Here is an 18,918-nt window from a genome sequence, read left to right on the forward strand (position 1 = left end):
TTTTATCCATTTATTCTGAATCTATAAGAAGCTGTTGCAGCTTTTCAACCGTTTCTGGTTTTGGTTCTTTCCACATTCCTCGTTGGATCGCTTCCAGCATACGTTCGGACATGTCTTTTAATGCCCACGGATTTACTTTTTCTATAAATTCTTTGTTTTCGGGTTTAAATAAATATTCCTCTGTGATGCCTTCGTACATAAAATCGTCAATCATGTCGGTCGTGGCATCATAAGCAAAAAGGTAATCCATAGTTGCTGCCAATTCAAAAGCACCTTTGTAACCATGTCTTTTTACGCCTTCAATCCATTTTGGATTTACCACACGGGAGCGATAAACTTTTAATAATTCTTCTTTCAGTGTTTTTACTTTCGGGTTATCTGGGCGGGAATGATCTCCAAAATAAACTTGGGGCTGCGTACCACTTACGGTTTGTACGGCATTAGTCAAACCACCTTGAAACTGGTAATAATCATCGGAATCCAGAATGTCATGTTCCCGATTGTCTTGATTGTGCATCACAATTTGAATATCGGATAGCCGCTGTTCAAAAACTTCGTGCGCCGACTCCCCTATTCTATCGCTACCATAAGCATAGCCACTCCATTGCATATATACCCGTGCCAAATCTTCTTTGGTTTGCCAATTTTTCTCATCAATTACGGCTTGTAATCCTGCGCCATACGCTCCGGGTTTAGAACCAAAAACACGAAACAAGGCTCTTTTATGAGCTTTATCATCGGTAATCCCTTTGGCTTTCCAATCGGATTTTTCTTTTAGAAAACGTTTTCTGATAGGGTTCATTTCAATATCTTCGTCCAACTGTGCTACTCGTTCTACCACTTTATTATATAACGAAATCACATCTGGAAAAGCATCTCTAAAAAAACCCGAAATACGCAACATTACATCTACTCGCGGCCGTTTGAGCATGAGCATCGAGATGATTTCAAAATCGGTCACCCTCCGATTTGCCCCTTCCCAAACAGGTTTTACACCCATAAGTGCAAAAGCTTGCGCAATGTCATCACCGCCAGTTCGCATGGTTGAAGTTCCCCAAACCGATAGCCCAACCGTCTCGGGATATTCTCCATTTTCTTGTAAATAGCGTTCTATAATGAGGTTTGCACTTTTTACTCCTAAAGCATAAGCTGTTGGAGTTGGGATAGTTCGTACATCTACCGAATAAAAATTTCTTCCTGTAGGCAAAACATCTAGCCTCCCTCGTGTGGGCGCACCCGAGCTTCCCGAAGAAACATACTTCCCATTCAACCCCGACAATAAATTAGCGATTTCGTTTGTGGTTTGCTGTACTTTTGGGTAAGTGTCTTTGGCTATAAAATCAAGAACGTCATCAAAATTTAGGTAGCCCGTTTCTTTATTATCTAATAAAAATTGGGATAAATAGACTCGTGAAATCAATTCGAGTTGTTCGACAGCATCCCCAATTGTTCGACAATAGATCTGCTGAATATCTTTTTCGAAAGGGGTGGAATAATCACAATGCAGCGGATTAAAATCCAATTCCAAATCGAGTGCCAATGCATGAGTTATGCCTTTTATCGCTCCCGAAGGTACACGGTGCAAGGCAATGAGCAAATCAAGTAATTGATCATTTTCTGGAGCTTGTCCAAAAATATGCAAGCCATCTCGAATTTGTGCTTCTTTTAAATCACACAAATAACCATCTAATTTTACTAATAATTCGTCAATATCTTCTACCGACGCACGCAAATCGGTATCTAAATGTGCTTCTTGAACCAGTGTTTTTATTTGCTTCTTTAATACTGTAGCTCTCTTTATATCCAACGTAAAAGCTTCGTAATATTCGTCTATGAGATGCTCCAATTGAGTTAAAATACCATAGCTTTCGGCACGCGTCATGGGCGGAATCAGGTGATCCAAAATCACGGCTTGGTTGCGACGCTTGGCTTGAGTTCCTTCTCCAGGATCGTTGACAATAAAGGGATAAAAATGCGGAATGGCTTCCATCAACAACCTTGGATAGCAACTTTCTTTGCTTAATGCAACACTTTTCCCCGGCAACCATTCGAGGTTTCCGTGCTTGCCTACGTGAACAACAGCATCGGCTTGAAAAACATGATTTACCCAAAAATAATAGGCCAAATAATTGAAAGTGGGCGGTAAATCTGGCGAATGATAAATCGCTTTTTCATCTTGATTGTACCCTCGTGAAGGTTGAATACTCACAAAAACAGTTCCCAATAAAAAACCAGCAATAGCAAATTTTCCATCGCTATAAAATGGAGAATCTTCCGGTTTCCCCCATTGCTTTTCGAGTTGTTCTCTAAGATTTGACGAAATGGTATTGTATTGTTTGTAAAAATTTTCAATTGACAACGAAACCTGAAACGGTCGGAATTGGGTCGTATCTACATCATTGGTAATATAATGCGTGACCAATTCTATCAATTCCTGACTCGAATTGGGAATAAAGCTCCCCAAATCATATCCATTATCTTTGAGAGCCTTGATGATATTAACCATACTTTCGGGTGTGTCAAGCCCTACTCCATTGGCCAAACGACTGTCTTTGTTGGGATAATTGGGCATTATCAAAGCGATGCATTTTTCTGAATTCTTTTTGGTTTGCAGTCGATGCCAACGTACCGCAAAATCAACCACAAAATCAACTCCTTCCTGGTGCGTCTCGTACTTTAAAATATCTGAATCGGTTATGGCATCCTTGCCCAATGCTACTTTAAAGGATACTGCGGTTGTAATAATTCGCCCGTCCAATTCGGGTAGTGCTATATTGATAGCTACATCAGTAGGCGTTAATCCAAATAAATTGTCTTGCCAAACTTCTTTGGTACATGAAGCAAAAATAGCCTGAATAACAGGAACATTGAGTTTCTGAAAAATAAAATCGCTTTCATTCTCTGTTAATGCTTTTATCGAAAAACTAGTGGTATTGATAATTGTGCTTAACTCACGATTCATCCCTTGAGTAAGTAAGTCATACAATTCATCGGTTGTATTCTTGTCCCGAAGATTATTGACAAAAGCCATAATCGGACGTGTATTTTTTCTCTTTAATTGTTCGCAAATTGCATAAACAGGCTCTAAATTATCTGCTAAATAATGCGATTGATATACTAGAACCACGGTATCGAATTCTGTATGATACGCTTGTTCCTTAGATAAAATTCCACTATTTAAATCACACAAAAACAAATCGGGTATGCGTTGCGGACCATTATATACCAAATCTTTTCTATCAAAAAAATGATGCAAAATAAAACGCAATGCTTCCATCAAATTTTGTTTTCCACCAGCGCAAAAGTATTTCCAAACCAAATCGGAAACCGATAAATCGACAGTTGAAAGATTCATCAGCTCTATATCTGGCGCATCATAACCCGATAAAAAAAGCACTGGAATGTTCTTATTCCTGCATTCCAATTCAATAGATTCTACCAAATAAGGATAATAACTAATACCTCCTAACAATCTACAAATAACGAGTTTGGCTTCGCCAATGACTTCTTCAACATATTTATCGATGGTCAATTCTTGTTTTAGATAGGTCAAGTTGGCCATTCGAAGACTCACGTCGACGGAGCTCAGTGACCGAGATAATTCCTTATATGCTTTATTAAGCGAATGAATTTCGGTATCGGCGGCGGATAGAAAAACAATATCTCCTTTGGATTGTTCGATGTGAAAAACGCCGTCCTCATTAGGATTCCAGCCTCCAGGAATGGTAGGTATTAAATGCATTTGTACAATTCTAATTAAAAAAAATGGACAATCAACAGTGGTTGATTATCCATTCAAATATACCTTCTATTTGGTACTAATTCAATCTTTCGTTGATAATTTGTTGCAAATTTTTATGCTCCAATTCGTCTCCGATGATAACCAAACTCGTTTTTCTGGTTTCATTATCTTTCCATTTACGGTCAAAATAACTGTCAAAACGAGTCGATACTCCTTGTAGAACCATACGCATCGATTTTTCGGGAACGTTTATAAACCCTTTAATTCTATAAATTTCGTATTCTTCGATGATTTGTTTCAGTGTTGCAACCAATGTTTCTGGAGTATGAACCGCAGTAATTTCGATAACTACAGAGTCAATATGATCGTCATGTTCGTGTTCATGACCATTGGCATGATCCTCTTCATGGTGTGAATGACGGTTTGCTAAATCATTTTCGGCTTGAGCTCCAATTCCTAACAAAATGTCAGCAGCAATAATACCTTTATTGGCACTAACCATTTTTACATTCGATCTAATTTTACCAGCAATAATAGCTTGTACTTCTTCAAATTGTGATTCATCAAGCAAATCTTTTTTGGTCATTACGATCAAATCGGCACAAGACAATTGGTCTTCAAACAATTCTTCAATTGGGGTTTCATGATCTAAAGATTCATCTGCTTTACGTTGTGCTTCTACTCTAGCACGGTCACAAATTTCGCCAGTTGCCTGCCCTACTGCATCAACCACTGTAATCACAGCATCTACGGTAATTTGTGGTTTTAATTCCGGCCAGTTAAAAGCATGCAATAGCGGTTTTGGCAAGGCAAGTCCCGAAGTTTCAATTATAATATGGTCGATAGTGTCTTTACGTTCCATCAATTGCAGCATAATTGGCAAAAACTCGTCTTGTACGGTACAGCAAACGCAACCGTTACTCAACTCCATAATATCTTCTTCGTTGGTACAACAGGATTTTAGTAATTCGCCATCAATACCCATTTCGCCAAACTCGTTTACAATGACAGCCAGTCGTTTACCATTGTTGTTTTCTAATAAATTACGAATAATTGTGGTTTTCCCTGACCCAAGGAAACCAGTTATTATAGTTACAGGAATTTTATTTGTCATAACTGTTTTTAAAATGTGTTATTATTGGTTAAAAATAGTATATCCATTGGAAAATATCGAGTTTATTTAAGTTTTTTTTTACGCAAAATTGATAAAATGTACCGCGTACGATGCTTATTTTCCTAAATTTTAAAAATGCTGTTTTCTAAAATGATTAGTACTACCAAGAACTACAAATTTTTTAATTGGCGCAATTAAAAAATTGATATCCAAAAAAGTTACAACTAAATACATATCAACACATTGCCAGCACAATAGAAAATTCAGTATTTATTTTTTTGATTAATTTTCGTACCTCATATTCGGTTGATTTTAAATTTCCTATACCGTATGAAGTATAACAAGAAAACACAAAAATCCTGATTATCAAGAGCAGAACAAATTTTTTAACGACAGTCAATTTAAAATATGTATTGTGTAAACATCAATACAAATGGTTAATTAATAAACGTTTACATTTTAACATCATTTTTAACAAAAAGGAATAATTTTTAATTAATTTTGCAAAGCTTTTTTTTAGATATGAAAAAACACCACTTTATATTATTAGTCTTATTAGGCATGTTTCTTATGTCTAATACTGCTATGGCTTGTGGTAAAGGTTTAGAAAAGAGTTCTTGTAAAAAAGAGGTTTCTTCAACTAAAAAAGTTAAAAAGAGTTGTTGCGGTAGTGCTAGTTCTAGAGAAAAAGAACACAAAAGCTGCAAAGACAATTGCGGTACTTCTAAATGTGGATGCTCTTCAACCTGTCCAACTTCTTCAGTAAGCTTGTTATCCGAAATCATTTTTAAAAATTTAATCTTTAACTATTCTTCAATTGAGAAAGTTAAATTTTTCAACACAACACCATCAATATCAGATGGTTTTTATTCTATTTGGCTCATCCCTAAAATAAGCTAAGCCTTTTTTGACAGCCCTACTTGCGTCAAATTTATAGCATTTTGCTATTCAATCTAACAGTTTAGTATTGTTTTTCTACACCAATATTGGTACAGAAATTATAATCTTTCGTTACTGTTATTTATCCCAATTTATTTTATCAACCAATCAAGGTAGTTTGCCTTGATTACAACTTTATTTATAATGAAAAATTCATTTATGAAAATAATGATAGCAATTATTGTATTGCTATCAACAACAATTAATGCACAAATAAAAAATGCCAAAACTGAAAACATTAAAGTTTATGGCAACTGTGGCATGTGCGAAACCACAATCGAAAAAGCAGGAAACATAAAAAAAATTGCCACTGTAGATTGGAACCAAGAAACTCAGATGGCTACAATAACTTATGACGCCACCAAAACAAATCAAGAGGAAATACTCCAAAGAATTGCATTAGTGGGTTATGATAGTGATCACTTTCTTGCTCCAGATGATGTTTATAGTAATCTTCACGGATGTTGCCAATATGAAAGAGTAGCAAAAGTTCCTGCCAAAGCAGTAACGACAACGATTGCTAATAACGAAGACCATTCTAAACATAGTAATCATGTTGAAACAAATAGTACTATACATCAAAATGACCATCAAGTAAAATCGGTTTTTGAAAATTACTTTTTGGTAAAGGATGCCTTGATTGCTTCAAATGGAAATAATACTGCCGCTGCTGCAAAAGAATTAATATCGACTATTAATAATGTTAAAATGGACAAGCTTGAAATGGAAGTTCACATGGCTTGGATGAGCGTTGTCAATACGATAAAGAAGGATGCAGAAAATATCGCCACTACAAAAGATATAAAAATCCAACGCGATCACTTCACTACGTTATCCAAAGACATGTATGCATTAATCAAAGTTTCTAAATACGAAACTCCTGTATACTATCAATTTTGTCCAATGTTCAACGAAGGTACTGGTGCTAATTGGTTAAGCAAAGAGAATGCAATAAAAAATCCCTACTATGGCTCCATGATGCTAAGTTGTGGAAAAACAGTTGAAACTATAAAATAATTCAAATGAAAAAAGTATATTTAATCCTAACATCAATGGTTTTGATGTTCTCAATGCAAAGCAATGCGCAAATTATAAAAGCCGAAATTAGAGCTACAGGTTTAACGTGTTCCATGTGTTCCAATGCAATCAACAAGCAGCTAAAAAGCATGGCAGAGGTGGCTAATGTAGAAACCGATTTGAATACCAATACATTTACAGTAACACTAAAAGAGGGTAATAGTTTAACTCCAAAAGTGTTTAAAGAAAAAGTAGAAAAAGCAGGTTTCTTTATTGGTTCACTAATAATAACATTGAAAACTGAAATAATTAAGCAGGAAGGTTATATTGAAGTTAACAAAGCTTCAACTAGCAATGCCGAAGTCCAAATTCAAATTTTAGACAAAGGTTATGTTACAGAGAAAGAATTTAAGAAACTATCTAAATCGCTCCACAATGTGGTAACCTATACTTCAAACAACGAAGACGATTTTCATATTAAATATATAAACTAATGAGAAAGGTTTGCATTTTATTAATCCTGTTTGCGTTTCAAAACAATTACAGTCAAGAGTTATTTGTAGTTACAGATCCTGCAAGTAATATTCCAGCAAATACAGTAAGTATTCGGCTATCACAATCTTTGTTTAAAGAAAAAATTATATCAGGTTATAATTATCATTTAATGCCAGAGCTTACGTATGGGTTGAATAAAAATTTAATGTTTAGAGGCTCTGTTTTTGTGAGTAATAGCAGTAACCAATTGGTAACTGAAGGCGGAAGTTTATATACTAAATACCGTTTCTATTCAACCGATGACATAAACAGTCATTTTCGTTTGGCGGCCTTTGGGAGATACAGTTTCAATAATGCCGATATCCATCAGGAACAAATTGAAATCATGGGGCACAATACGGGTTTTGAAACCGGGTTTGTAGCAACTAAATTGATAAAAAAAGTAGCTATAAGTTCCTCCATTAGCTTTGAGAAAGCATTTGACAACAAACCCAATTATCCTTTTCCAGACGATTTAGGAGATAATGCGACTAATTACACCTTATCTTTTGGTAAATTAATGTATCCAAAAAAGTATACTAATTTCAAGCAAACCAACATCAATTTGATGGTTGAATTTGTGGGTCAAACCATAAACCAAGACGGTAAGTCCTATCTTGATGTTGTTCCTGCAATTCAGTTTATTATCAATAGTCAGGCACGAATAGATTTGGCTTACCGACAAGAGTTATTAAGCTCCATGTTAAGAACTGCTCCAAATGGTTTTTATTTTAACCTGGAATACAACTTTTTTAATGCATTCAAATAAATTAATAGAATGAATTATACAACTTAAATAGTGCAGAATGTAAGTTACTAAATAATAGAATTTTGTATCATTACAATGCAGAAATTAATCCGTAATTTAAATCAAGTAAACAATGAAAAAAATAATCTTTTCAGCTGTAATAATGGCTTTTGTACTGGTTTCTTGCAACCAAAAAACTAAAGAAATAATAACAACCGATTCAGAAATGATGGAACAAGATTCTACAATGACTGACCATTCGAAGATGGATCAGTCTAAAATGTATGCTTGCTCAATGCATCCTGAAGTTCGAGGAAAAAGGAATGACAAGTGTTCTAAATGTGGTATGAAATTGACTGAACCTGTTACAGAAGATGCAGAAGAAAGCAAGTAATACATAATCTTTGGTCATTATCGTAAACTAACTTTGTTAATTATTTAGCAAAGTTAGTTTATATCATCTAAGCAAAAAACTTTGTATAATGAAACTATACATTAAAAATATGGTTTGCAGTCGCTGCAAAATGGTTGTGAAGTCTGTGTTTGAAAATATGGGGATTAATCCTATCGCTGTGGAGTTAGGCGAAGTTGAATTAAAAAATGACATTTCCGAAAACCAAAAACAAGAATTACTAAAAAGTCTTCGCGGTATTGGCTTTGATTTAATTAACGACAAGAAAAGTAAAACTATCGATGCAATTAAAATACTGATTATTGATTTGGTTCAAAATAAAAACAACGATTTGAAAATTAATTTATCCAATTATCTTTCACAAAAACTAAATCAAGACTATAATACATTGAGTAATCTATTCTCCGAAGTAGAAAATACCACTATCGAAAAGTATTTCATCCATCAGAAAATTGAGAAAGTAAAAGAGTTAATAATATATGATGAACTCTCATTAAGTGAAATTGCTTATTCTTTAAATTACAGTACCGTTTCGCATTTGAGTAATCAATTCAAAAAAGTAACTGGCTTTTCTCCAACCTACTTCAAGAATATAAAAACCACAAAAAGAAAACAAATAGAAGATTTATAAATTTTGCATATCAAACCCAAAATTCTGCAACTGCAAAAAAGCATTAAACTGGAAATTTGTATTTAAATAACAAAAAAATGACACATACGTACAACATTACCGGAATGACTTGCGATGGTTGTCGCACTAAAGTAGAAAAAACGTTGAATACTATTGACGGTATTGATGCAAAAGTTTTATTAAATCCTCCAACAGCAACAATAACTATGGAAAAGTACATTTCGATAGAAAAGTTGCAAGAGAATTTGAAAGCAGCGGGAAAATACACCATTGAGATGAGCAAAGGAGACGTGATCGAGCATATGGAAACAAATAAAGCTACTAAAAAATCATGTTGCTCTACCCCATCTCATCATCATAAAAAAGAAACTACTTTACCGAGCAATGCACAAGGAAAATTTTATTGCCCAATGCACTGCGAAGGCGAAAAAGTATACGAAAAGGCAGGAGACTGTCCTGTGTGTGGAATGGATTTGGTAAAAGCACCAGAGTTAACCGTTAGCAAAACGCAGTATACATGTCCAATGCATCCCGAAGTAATTCAAGAAGATCCGGGTTCATGCCCGATATGTGGAATGGATCTAGTGCCAATGGAACCAAGCGAAAGCGAAGACCAGAAAACATATTCCGACTTGGTTAAAAAAATGAAAATTGCAGTAGCATTTACCGTTCCGATTTTCTTCATTGCCATGATTGATATGGCCCATAACAATCCCTTACTACAAGTAATGGATGCCTCAAAATGGAATTGGGTACAATTAATTCTTTCACTTCCTGTTGTGTTTTATGCCTGTTGGATATTTTTTATACGTGCTTGGAAATCAATAATCACATGGAACTTAAACATGTTTACTCTTATCGGAATTGGTACGGGAGTATCTTTCCTTTTCAGTTTGGTTGGAATGTTTTTTCCAGATATTTTTCCCAGTGAATTCAAAACAGAACACGGAACTGTACATTTATACTTTGAAGCTACAGCTGTTATTCTAACTCTTGTATTATTAGGACAATTATTAGAAGCCAGAGCCCACAGTCAAACAAGCGGAGCTATAAAAGAACTATTAAAACTAGCACCAACCGAAGCTACTTTGGTTATTGACGGTAGTGACAAAGTAATTTCAATTCACGATATCAAAAAAGGCGATTTATTACGAGTAAAACCTGGAGATAAAATTCCTGTAGATGGAAAAATAACTGATGGACAAAGCAGTATCGATGAATCCATGATTACGGGTGAACCAATACCTGTCGACAAGAAAAAAGACGATATTGTCATTGCTGGGACAATAAATGGGAATAAATCATTTGTAATGATCGCTGAAAAAGTTGGTTCAGAAACCTTGCTATCGCAAATTGTACAAATGGTCAACGATGCCAGTCGTTCAAGAGCACCTATTCAAAAATTAGCAGATAGTATTGCCAAATATTTTGTGCCCATTGTGGTGATCATTTCAATAATTACCTTCTTAATTTGGGCAAATTTTGGTCCTGAACCTGCATTAGTGTACGGATTTATAAATGCAATTGCCGTTTTAATTATTGCTTGTCCATGTGCTTTAGGTTTGGCAACGCCAATGTCAGTAATGGTAGGTGTTGGTAAAGGAGCACAATCAGGCGTTTTGATTAAAAATGCTGAAGCTCTAGAGAATATGAATAAGGTTAATGTTCTAATTACAGATAAAACAGGAACTATTACAGAAGGAAAACCATCTGTGGAAAAAATTTATGCTGCCAACAACAATAATGATTTTTTATTACAAAGCATAGCATCATTAAATCAATACAGCGAACATCCATTGGCACAAGCTGTAGTCAATTATGCCAAATCAAAATCAATCTCATTAATCGAAGTGAAAGATTTTGAAGCGGTTGCTGGAAAAGGAGTTACGGGAACTGTGTCTACTAAAAAAGTAGCATTAGGTAATAAAAAACTAATGGAAGAAGTCAAATCCGAGGTTTCTGCCGATTTAGAAAACAAAATCATAGCCGAACAAAAATTAGGCAAAACCGTTTCTTATATCGCTGTTGATGGAATTGCAGTTGGTTTTGTGTCCATCTTCGATGCCATTAAAGAATCAAGTGCTACGGCCATTAAAGAATTAATGCGCCAAGGTGTCGAGGTAATTATGCTCACCGGAGACAATGAAAATACCGCCAAAGCAGTTGCTGATGAATTGGGGTTAGCATCATACAAAGCTGGATGCTTACCAGAAGACAAACTAAAAGAAATTAAAAAATTACAAGCCGAAGGTAAAATTGTGGCAATGGCTGGAGATGGTATCAATGATGCTCCAGCATTAGCACAGGCTAATATTGGTATTGCAATGGGAACAGGAACCGATGTAGCCATAGAAAGTGCCAAAATCACTTTAGTAAAAGGGGATTTATTAGGCATCGTGAAAGCCAAAAATTTAAGTCATGCTGTCATGAAAAACATAAAGCAAAATCTATTCTTTGCCTTTTTCTATAATGTTTTGGGAGTCCCAATCGCAGCAGGAGTTTTATATCCGTTTTTCGGAATTTTATTATCTCCAATGATTGCGGCTTTAGCCATGTCATTTAGTTCGGTATCAGTAATTGTGAATGCATTACGGTTAAGAAATTTAAAACTTTAAATGAAAAAATGAAAAAAATGAAAAAAACAATCCTGTTAAGCATAATCCTTTTGCAATCTTTAATAGTATCAGCACAAGAAAAAATTCAAATTAGAGTTACCACATCAAGCCCAGCAGCATCGTTTGAGCAAGAAGTAGGTAGCGCAAAAATAAAAGTAGCCTACAGCAGACCATTGGTTAGAGGCCGCAAAGTATTTGGTGAGTTAGTACCTTTTGATAAACTATGGCGCACAGGTGCAAGTAATTGCACAGTAATAACCACTTCCGAGGATGTTTATTTTGGCAACAATCTTTTAAAAGCCGGTAGTTACTCCATATTTTCAATTCCTTCCAATAATGAGTGGACCATAATTGTTAATACCGATACTACTTTACATGGCGAAACGGGCTACGATGAAAAGAAAGACGTGATGCGTTTCAAAATTCCCATTGAAAAGAGTCTAAATTTCTATGAAACCTTTACAATTGAATTAAATGACATTAACAGTAAAGGGGAAGCATTTCTAAAAATTATTTGGGAAAACACGGTGGTAAAAATACCCCTAAACAGTAATGAGGATGACAATATACTCGCATTAATAGACCAACACATCACTAAAGGAAAAACCCAAGATGCTACTTTATTGTTTCAGGCAGCAAATTATTATTACAGCACCAATAGAGATTTCAAACAAGCAATAGTATGGCTTTTAGAAGCTGAAAAATTAGACCCTCAAAATTTCTATTACCCCAATTTGAGACAAAAAATGGCTTCAGAATTACAAGATTACAATAATGCTATTGCTGCAGCAAAGAAAGCAATTACATTACTCAACAAGGAAAAAATGAAAAGTACAATCGACATATTAAATAAAAGAATCGCAGAGTGGGAAAAATTAATAAAAAATTAAAGTAATGAAATTCAAATTATCAATTATAATTTTTCTTTTTTTGATGAATCAAGTAACTGTTGCTCAGGTTAATTCACAAAAAACGTCTTACACCTGCGTCATGCATCCTGAAATTCATTCACCAAAACCAGGTGAATGTCTAAAATGTGGGATGGCGTTAGTTAAAGAAAAAGTTAAACCGATAAAAAAAGCAGTAGTACAAAAAACAGTCGCTACAAAAAAGGTGATTTCTGCAACAAAAAAAGAAGTAAAGGAAGTTTCAGAACCCATAAAAGAAACTCCAAAAATCGTTGAAGTTCCAAAAAATATTCCTATTTCTGAAAGCAAACCTATAGTTAAGACAATAGCTAAAACAGTTCGATATGATTTGTATGTTCGAGATACATTAGTAACTATTGGCAATAAACCTACTAGAGCAATTGCTGTAAACGGTCAAATTCCAATGCCCACGCTAACCTTCACGGAAGGAGATACTGCCGAAATATACGTTCATAACGAATTAAAAGAAAGTACTTCACTGCATTGGCATGGCCTATTTTTACCCAATAAAGAAGATGGTGTACCTTACCTAACACAAATGCCAATTGAACCAGGTACAACGCATAAATATAGTTTTCCAATCACACAACACGGAACACATTGGTACCACAGTCATTCGGGTTTACAGGAGCAAATCGGGATGTACGGTTCAATGATTTTAAACAAAAGAGTTGAAGACGAAACCTTCAGAAAAGGCATTGACGATTTGCCAACAGTTCCTGTAATTTTAAGTGAATGGACCGATATGAATCCAAATAATGTGCATCGAATGTTACACAATGCTACCGATTGGTTTGCTATCCAAAAAGGAACTACTCAAAGTTATGCCGAGGCAATCAAGCAAGGTGATTTCAAAACTAAAGTAGCAAACGAATGGAAACGCATGAATGCAATGGATGTGAGTGATGTTTACTATGATGCCTTTTTAATTAATGGTAAAAGTAATAGTCAATTATCCCAATTCCAAGGTGGCGACAAAGTACGATTACGCATTTCAAACGGTGGTGCATCAACTTATTTTTGGCTAACGTATGCGGGGGGTAAAATTACGGTTGTTGCCAATGATGGTAATGATGTTGAACCTGTTGAAGTCGATCGATTACTAATTGCAGTTTCAGAAACCTATGATGTCGTAGTGACCATTCCTGCTGATAATACAGCGTTCGAATTTCTAGTGACTCCAGAAGACAGGACTAAATCGGCATCACTATATATTGGTGATGGTATCAAACAATTAATTTCACCGTTACCAAAATTAAAATATTTTGATGGAATGAAAATGATGAACGGAATGATGAAAATGAACGGAGATTTAGATGATATGGGAATGCAAATGTCTTACAATCAAATGGACATGAATGTAGTCATGTATCCTGAAATCACTGGAGAAGTTGAAAAAAAAGAACATAGACAAAAGAAAATAGATCATTCTAAGCATTCTATGAAAATGTCTTCAGACCAATACAACAGTAACGAACTTTCAGACATTACGACTTTAAATTATGCAATGTTAAAATCACCAACTAAAACCACACTGCCTCAAGATGCACCTGTAAAAGAATTGCGATTTGAATTATCGGGAAACATGAACCGTTACGTTTGGAGCTTAGACAATAAAGTGGTTTCTGAAACTGATAAAATTTTAATCAAGAAAGGTGAAAATGTTAGAATTACGTTATACAACGGTTCCATGATGCGTCATCCAATGCACTTACACGGTCACGATTTTAGAGTGTTGAACGGTCAAGGAGATTATGCACCATTAAAAAACGTCATAGACATCATGCCAATGGAAACAGATGTGATTGAATTTAATGCCAATGCTGAAGGCGATTGGTTTTTTCATTGCCATATTTTGTACCACATGATGGCAGGAATGGGACGCGTTTTTACCTATCAAAATCAAGCACCAAACCCATTAATTCCAAATCCAAAACTAGCACAGCGCAAATTGTTTGGCGAAGACCGTAAATTTCACCTGATGGCAGAAAATGATTTTGCTACTAACGGTAATGATGGTATGGCAATGTTCAGCAACACACGTTGGAGTATTGGCACAGAATGGCGATTGGGCTACAAAGAGCATCATGGTTATGAAACAGAAACTCATATTGGTAGATATATTGGCAAAATGCAATGGCTAATGCCGTTCATAGGCTTTGATTGGCGTTACCGTAAAATGGAAGAAGGCGAAATGGAAAAAAACGTATTCAACCAATCCAATACAAAGGACAACCGTTCAGTTTTCAGTGCAGGTATAGAATATACGCTACCCATGCTTATAAAAGCCCAAGCCGAGGTTTTTACAGATGGTAATTTTAGATTTCAGTTAGAACGAATGGATATTCCTGTTTCCAAAAGAGTTCGCATGGATTTAATGTGGAACACCGATAAAGAATACATGGCAGGATTGCGCTACATCATAAAAAGGAATTTTAGTATTAAAACGCATTTCGACAGTGATATGGGATTAGGTTTGGGTGTAAATTTAAATTATTAAGTTTAGCACATATAGTTTTACTAGCATTACATCATTCGCTTAAACAAAAATCGCCTTTAGGACATGTATTGCCATAGGCGATTTTTATTATTTCAATTCACTATTTACTTTACCGATAACGAAATTACTTTTTTTACCTATTAGTGAAAAATTCCCACTCGAGCTCATCTGTAACAACTACTTTTTCATCTTGTTAAAACAAGCAGTAGTTTTTATAACTTTTAGATTTATTCAGTTAAAAAATCTTAGTTTTATAACAACCACTATTATCGAAGAATTCAAATGAAAATAAACCTAAAATAAAATGTATTATTTTTTATAAGTAAAACAAACAAAGCCAGTACTTTGATGTACTTGCTTTGTAGTTACAATTTAAACACCAATTAACCCACGTTTAAACTACCTTTACAGAATTACTCTGTTAAAGTTTTTAATTGTTGCTTTACTTTTTTTAGTTCCCCCTCCTGGGAATCAATTTAAGAAGTTGTTTATACTATCCTCATTCATAACTGCCGCTATACAATGACCGCCTTTGCTCCATGTTGCTAAATCAATGCAGTCTATTGTCCAGGAAACAAATAACCCAAACCAACTCAATGACTTTTCAAGCCTTTTTTTACCAAAGCAACTGGACAAAGTTTCGCCAAACCTACCGAATTCATACCCACCTTTAATAAAGGTAACATTCCAGAAAACTGGGAATAAAAAGTTTGCAAAAACATCTACTTTAAAAGCTATGTTAAGCTTCCGTTTGGCCGTGGTTTTAAACCATTTTCGATGGCGAACATCAACCAACATAATCGTGATTTCGTCAAGGATATAAACTAAAACAAATAAAATCAGTGCTATATTTGATAATATGAAACCCATTATGCTTCAAAATTAAATTGAACCCCAACAGGCTCACGTTCATAATTAGTTTATTCATCAAGAAACCAATCGCCAATGGTTCAGATATTAGTATTTCAGGACTTTCTAAAGTACCGCCGTCAAAGTAGATCATTCCTTTTTCATATGTTGGATATCCAAAATCAACAATCTCAAAAGGAATTGTTGCTACATCAAAGGTGAAATTGCCATCAGCACCAAACAAGGGAACTGTTATTCCTTCTGTAGAATCAGGGTTTTCAGAATCATATTTTATATTTGGAATGCTTACAAATGTGGTTTGATTTGTGCTCACTTGATCATTTTCCAAACCTACAAAAACTAAGGTAGTCTCCAACAAAATAATCCTATGTCCATTTTTGATGGAGTACATTTGAAAAGTGATCGCAAGTATTTTTCAATTCTTTTATGTGTAATTCGCACATCCTCAATAAAAACATCTTGAAAAGCTCCTTGGGTTACTATTGGCGAATTATAGATTGCTGCTATTATTTTTATAATTAAGTTATTAAGTTGCTTTGTGTTACTCCTGGTTGTAGAATTCCATTAGTTCTTAAATTGCCAATAACTTCAATTATCATGTTGTTTGTGGTTGAAGAGGCTTTAATATAATTCTGAGGAATGCTGGTCATGTAAACTACATTGTTACCTTTAAACCTAGCAATTGGAGAAGTAAAAGTCATCGGACCCACATTAGAAAAATCTAAAAAATCATAACCACACTCAATGTAGCAGTTAGTAAACTCAAATGCGACATAGTTATTAACAAAAAATTGAGTTGTGAGTACTGCACATTTTATTTGACAATTAAAAAACTTTGCCAACCCTACTACTCGATAAAATAAAGGGACTGTACCTGTGTACGTAACACAACCTGTAAATTTTAATATTTGATTGGCTATTTGTTGAGAAAGTCTTACATTTCCCGAGACAAGACAATCACCTTTATAGTTAATGGTAATTACTGCATTAGGATGCCACTGGACAACGTAGGTAAAGGTTGCTGAACTGCCACAAGTATAATTGCCATGATTTATTGTTGCACTTCTACAATATTGCGCCAGCACAAGGCCATTAGTTGTGGTGCATTGATTGAAATCCAATATAAAATTATCTCCACTTTGAGTTAAATCAGATATTCCTGCCGTAGTACTTGTAATAGTATTTGCCTTGATAATACCACCTATTGAACCATTACTTGGATTTAAAAAACCTCCGTGGTGAATCAATTCCTCACAAATTAAATTCAATGGATTACCCCTTACAATAAAACCATCATTCATAATATAAGTTCTACATTTTATAGAAACTTTTACTCCCCATAATTGAGTTTGATTTTTAACAATTGTACTTCTAAAATCAACAGTTCCGGTAGGAATATCAATGATTAAATCAGTTGAATTGGTCATGATTAATCCAGATAAGGCATTGTTTTGCAGTGATATAATTACAGGAAAATCCGAGTAAAATGTGTATTGCCCAGCACCAAAAGAACCATTCATATAATAAGGGCCACTTGATGCAGTCATAAAAATAAAAGTTCTATATAGATTATTACTTTCTGCTGCGCTCATTGCTGCGCTCAATGTTAAAAACGGTCTGGCTGGATTTCCCAATTGCGCAGTTGAATCATTTCCAAAACCAGCTGATGCATGTATGTATACATTACCTATAACTACAGTAGGAGCAGGAACATTACCCTCTACTACCCATGTATTTGTGTCTGTTTTTTCTAAAAAGAAAGTATCGCCTGTCGTGTAAACTAAGTTTTTTTGAATGAAAGTAATTCCAGCTCCGATAATGGTGACAGTTCCTGAACCTTGCACTGTGTATGAAAATTTGGTACCAATTGGAATAGTAACTGATGTGTTACTGGGAACAGAAAGCGCAATAGGGCTACTGTTACTAAAAATATTTTTTGTTTTATAGTCGTTAAGTCCAACTGTATAAGTGACTCCTAAAATTCTATTGATTCCCAACACCCAAGTTTGGAATAAACTAGCTGACCAATCATACAACTGCTTTACACTTGCAACTTTGGTTGTAGATACTTTTTCCGTTTCAATATCTTGCGAGATATTGGCAATATCTAATTTTGAATTAGTCAAAGCGTCAATTAAAGCCTTTAAGCTTTTCCCCATTTCAGCAGTAAGCGCTTTCGTAGTTCCGCCCGTGCTCAGGTCATTCACCAAGATAGTACTTAGTGAAGTTTGCACGGTTTTAATGGCATTAACAAGTTCCTGAACGGTGTCTAAATTCACATTGTCAGAGGTAAGTAAAATGTTGATGTTATCAACTAAATCCTTAAGGATTTTACCCTGCCTGGCATCCAAAGCCTTTCCTGCAATGGTGTAATCAAGGGCGTTGTAACTATCTATTTTGATATCGTTAATTTCACTAAACTCTAATTCTCCAGAAGTGTTAGTGGTCAATATTTTGTTTGGCTGATTTTTTTCTAAATCGGCTACTTTTATTCTGTTATGATTTATACTCATTTTTTTGATTGTTTTATAATTTTGCCTGTTTCAAGGTTTACGCGAATATCTCCGTGTTCGTCTTTGATTGCTTTTTCAAGATCACTGAAATTTTGTTGCTGCATCGCAATCTGACGCAAAATATCAGCTTTCTGAAATTCATATTGAATTGATAATTCTCCTAATGATAGCTTGGCTTTATCCATGAATATATTAAAGTCTTGTAACTTCTTTAATTGATCTGCACTGATTGTTTTTGCTTCTTCTTTATTGATTATTGAGTTTTCCATTTTTATTTTTTTTAAGTGTTTAAAATATATTTGATCTGTTCAACTCCAATAGATTTATTCGCTCTAATGGTTAATAATGATTTTT

Annotated in this window: 15 protein-coding genes; 8 read left to right on the forward strand and 7 right to left on the reverse strand. The window is 34.8% G+C overall.

Annotated features, from left to right (window positions below; translation table 11 throughout):
- Positions 1-10 precede the first annotated feature (10 nt).
- The 3 genes from cobN to FJV36_RS16040 form a co-directional block, all read right to left on the reverse strand.
- Positions 11-3,742 carry a cobaltochelatase subunit CobN gene (gene cobN, locus FJV36_RS16030; RefSeq protein WP_158728373.1) on the reverse strand — a complete coding sequence of 1,244 codons (3,732 nt, stop codon included), beginning with the start codon at positions 3,740-3,742 and terminating at the stop codon, positions 11-13.
- A gap of 76 nt (positions 3,743-3,818) precedes the next feature.
- A complete protein-coding gene (cobW, locus tag FJV36_RS16035) occupies positions 3,819-4,856 on the reverse strand; it encodes a cobalamin biosynthesis protein CobW (protein WP_158728374.1) in 1,038 nt (345 codons plus the stop codon).
- Positions 4,857-5,347: 491 nt separating this feature from the next.
- Entirely contained in the window at positions 5,348-5,641 is a 294-nt protein-coding gene (locus FJV36_RS16040; protein ID WP_158728375.1) for a hypothetical protein, read from the reverse strand.
- A gap of 313 nt (positions 5,642-5,954) precedes the next feature.
- Between FJV36_RS16040 and FJV36_RS16045 the strand changes: the two genes are divergently transcribed.
- The 8 genes from FJV36_RS16045 to FJV36_RS16080 all read left to right on the forward strand — a co-directional run bounded on the left by FJV36_RS16045 (position 5,955) and on the right by FJV36_RS16080 (position 15,181).
- The gene (locus tag FJV36_RS16045; protein ID WP_233264542.1) at positions 5,955-6,812 is read left to right on the forward strand and encodes a DUF3347 domain-containing protein; all 858 of its coding nucleotides are present in this window, start codon (positions 5,955-5,957) and stop codon (positions 6,810-6,812) included.
- Between the two features lie 5 nt (positions 6,813-6,817).
- Entirely contained in the window at positions 6,818-7,306 is a 489-nt protein-coding gene (locus FJV36_RS16050) for a heavy-metal-associated domain-containing protein (RefSeq protein ID WP_158728377.1), read from the forward strand.
- Positions 7,306-8,115, forward strand: a complete 810-nt coding sequence (locus FJV36_RS16055) for a hypothetical protein (RefSeq protein ID WP_158728378.1) — start codon at positions 7,306-7,308, stop codon at positions 8,113-8,115. Before FJV36_RS16050 ends, FJV36_RS16055 begins: the two co-directional genes overlap by 1 nt.
- Before the next feature lie 142 nt (positions 8,116-8,257).
- Positions 8,258-8,488 (forward strand): heavy metal-binding domain-containing protein, encoded by a 231-nt coding sequence (locus tag FJV36_RS16060; protein ID WP_158728379.1) that lies wholly within the window; start codon positions 8,258-8,260, stop codon positions 8,486-8,488.
- A gap of 88 nt (positions 8,489-8,576) precedes the next feature.
- Complete coding sequence (locus FJV36_RS16065) at positions 8,577-9,137, forward strand: AraC family transcriptional regulator (RefSeq protein WP_158728380.1); 561 nt, start codon at positions 8,577-8,579, stop codon at positions 9,135-9,137.
- A 77-nt stretch (positions 9,138-9,214) separates the two neighbouring features.
- Positions 9,215-11,752: a heavy metal translocating P-type ATPase gene (locus tag FJV36_RS16070; RefSeq protein WP_158728381.1), complete on the forward strand. Its 2,538-nt coding sequence runs from the start codon at positions 9,215-9,217 to the stop codon at positions 11,750-11,752.
- A gap of 17 nt (positions 11,753-11,769) precedes the next feature.
- Entirely contained in the window at positions 11,770-12,642 is an 873-nt protein-coding gene (locus FJV36_RS16075) for a DUF2911 domain-containing protein (protein WP_158728382.1), read from the forward strand.
- 4 nt (positions 12,643-12,646) lie between these two features.
- Positions 12,647-15,181: a multicopper oxidase domain-containing protein gene (locus FJV36_RS16080; protein WP_233264543.1), complete on the forward strand. Its 2,535-nt coding sequence runs from the start codon at positions 12,647-12,649 to the stop codon at positions 15,179-15,181.
- 471 nt (positions 15,182-15,652) lie between these two features.
- On the opposite strand, the gene FJV36_RS16085 is transcribed toward FJV36_RS16080, so the two are convergent.
- The 4 genes from FJV36_RS16085 to FJV36_RS16100 form a co-directional block, all read right to left on the reverse strand.
- Positions 15,653-16,051 carry a hypothetical protein gene (locus FJV36_RS16085; protein WP_158728383.1) on the reverse strand — a complete coding sequence of 133 codons (399 nt, stop codon included), beginning with the start codon at positions 16,049-16,051 and terminating at the stop codon, positions 15,653-15,655.
- Positions 15,993-16,364, reverse strand: coding sequence for a hypothetical protein (locus FJV36_RS16090; protein ID WP_158728384.1), 372 nt, complete (start codon positions 16,362-16,364; stop codon positions 15,993-15,995). The genes FJV36_RS16085 and FJV36_RS16090 overlap by 59 nt, the downstream gene beginning before the upstream one ends.
- A gap of 205 nt (positions 16,365-16,569) precedes the next feature.
- Entirely contained in the window at positions 16,570-18,564 is a 1,995-nt protein-coding gene (locus FJV36_RS16095; RefSeq protein WP_158981255.1) for a hypothetical protein, read from the reverse strand.
- Positions 18,561-18,833, reverse strand: a complete 273-nt coding sequence (locus tag FJV36_RS16100) for a hypothetical protein (protein WP_158728212.1) — start codon at positions 18,831-18,833, stop codon at positions 18,561-18,563. Before FJV36_RS16100 ends, FJV36_RS16095 begins: the two co-directional genes overlap by 4 nt.
- Positions 18,834-18,918: the final 85 nt, after the last annotated feature.

The sequence above is a fragment of the Flavobacterium sp. I-STPP5a genome (genome assembly GCF_009764685.1).
In the GTDB taxonomy this organism is placed as follows: domain Bacteria; phylum Bacteroidota; class Bacteroidia; order Flavobacteriales; family Flavobacteriaceae; genus Flavobacterium.

What these genes read in the sequence shown, in the direction of transcription:
- cobN (WP_158728373.1), bottom strand. Translation starts at nt 3,742, where the DNA reads ATGCATTTAATACCTACCATTCCTGGAGGCTGGAATCCTAATGAGGAC.
- cobW (WP_158728374.1), bottom strand. Translation starts at nt 4,856, where the DNA reads ATGACAAATAAAATTCCTGTAACTATAATAACTGGTTTCCTTGGGTCA.
- FJV36_RS16040 (WP_158728375.1), bottom strand. Translation starts at nt 5,641, where the DNA reads ATGATTTCGGATAACAAGCTTACTGAAGAAGTTGGACAGGTTGAAGAG.
- FJV36_RS16045 (WP_233264542.1), top strand. Translation starts at nt 5,955, where the DNA reads ATGAAAATAATGATAGCAATTATTGTATTGCTATCAACAACAATTAAT.
- FJV36_RS16050 (WP_158728377.1), top strand. Translation starts at nt 6,818, where the DNA reads ATGAAAAAAGTATATTTAATCCTAACATCAATGGTTTTGATGTTCTCA.
- FJV36_RS16055 (WP_158728378.1), top strand. Translation starts at nt 7,306, where the DNA reads ATGAGAAAGGTTTGCATTTTATTAATCCTGTTTGCGTTTCAAAACAAT.
- FJV36_RS16060 (WP_158728379.1), top strand. Translation starts at nt 8,258, where the DNA reads ATGGCTTTTGTACTGGTTTCTTGCAACCAAAAAACTAAAGAAATAATA.
- FJV36_RS16065 (WP_158728380.1), top strand. Translation starts at nt 8,577, where the DNA reads ATGAAACTATACATTAAAAATATGGTTTGCAGTCGCTGCAAAATGGTT.
- FJV36_RS16070 (WP_158728381.1), top strand. Translation starts at nt 9,215, where the DNA reads ATGACACATACGTACAACATTACCGGAATGACTTGCGATGGTTGTCGC.
- FJV36_RS16075 (WP_158728382.1), top strand. Translation starts at nt 11,770, where the DNA reads ATGAAAAAAACAATCCTGTTAAGCATAATCCTTTTGCAATCTTTAATA.
- FJV36_RS16080 (WP_233264543.1), top strand. Translation starts at nt 12,647, where the DNA reads ATGAAATTCAAATTATCAATTATAATTTTTCTTTTTTTGATGAATCAA.
- FJV36_RS16085 (WP_158728383.1), bottom strand. Translation starts at nt 16,051, where the DNA reads ATGGGTTTCATATTATCAAATATAGCACTGATTTTATTTGTTTTAGTT.
- FJV36_RS16095 (WP_158981255.1), bottom strand. Translation starts at nt 18,564, where the DNA reads ATGAGTATAAATCATAACAGAATAAAAGTAGCCGATTTAGAAAAAAAT.
- FJV36_RS16100 (WP_158728212.1), bottom strand. Translation starts at nt 18,833, where the DNA reads ATGGAAAACTCAATAATCAATAAAGAAGAAGCAAAAACAATCAGTGCA.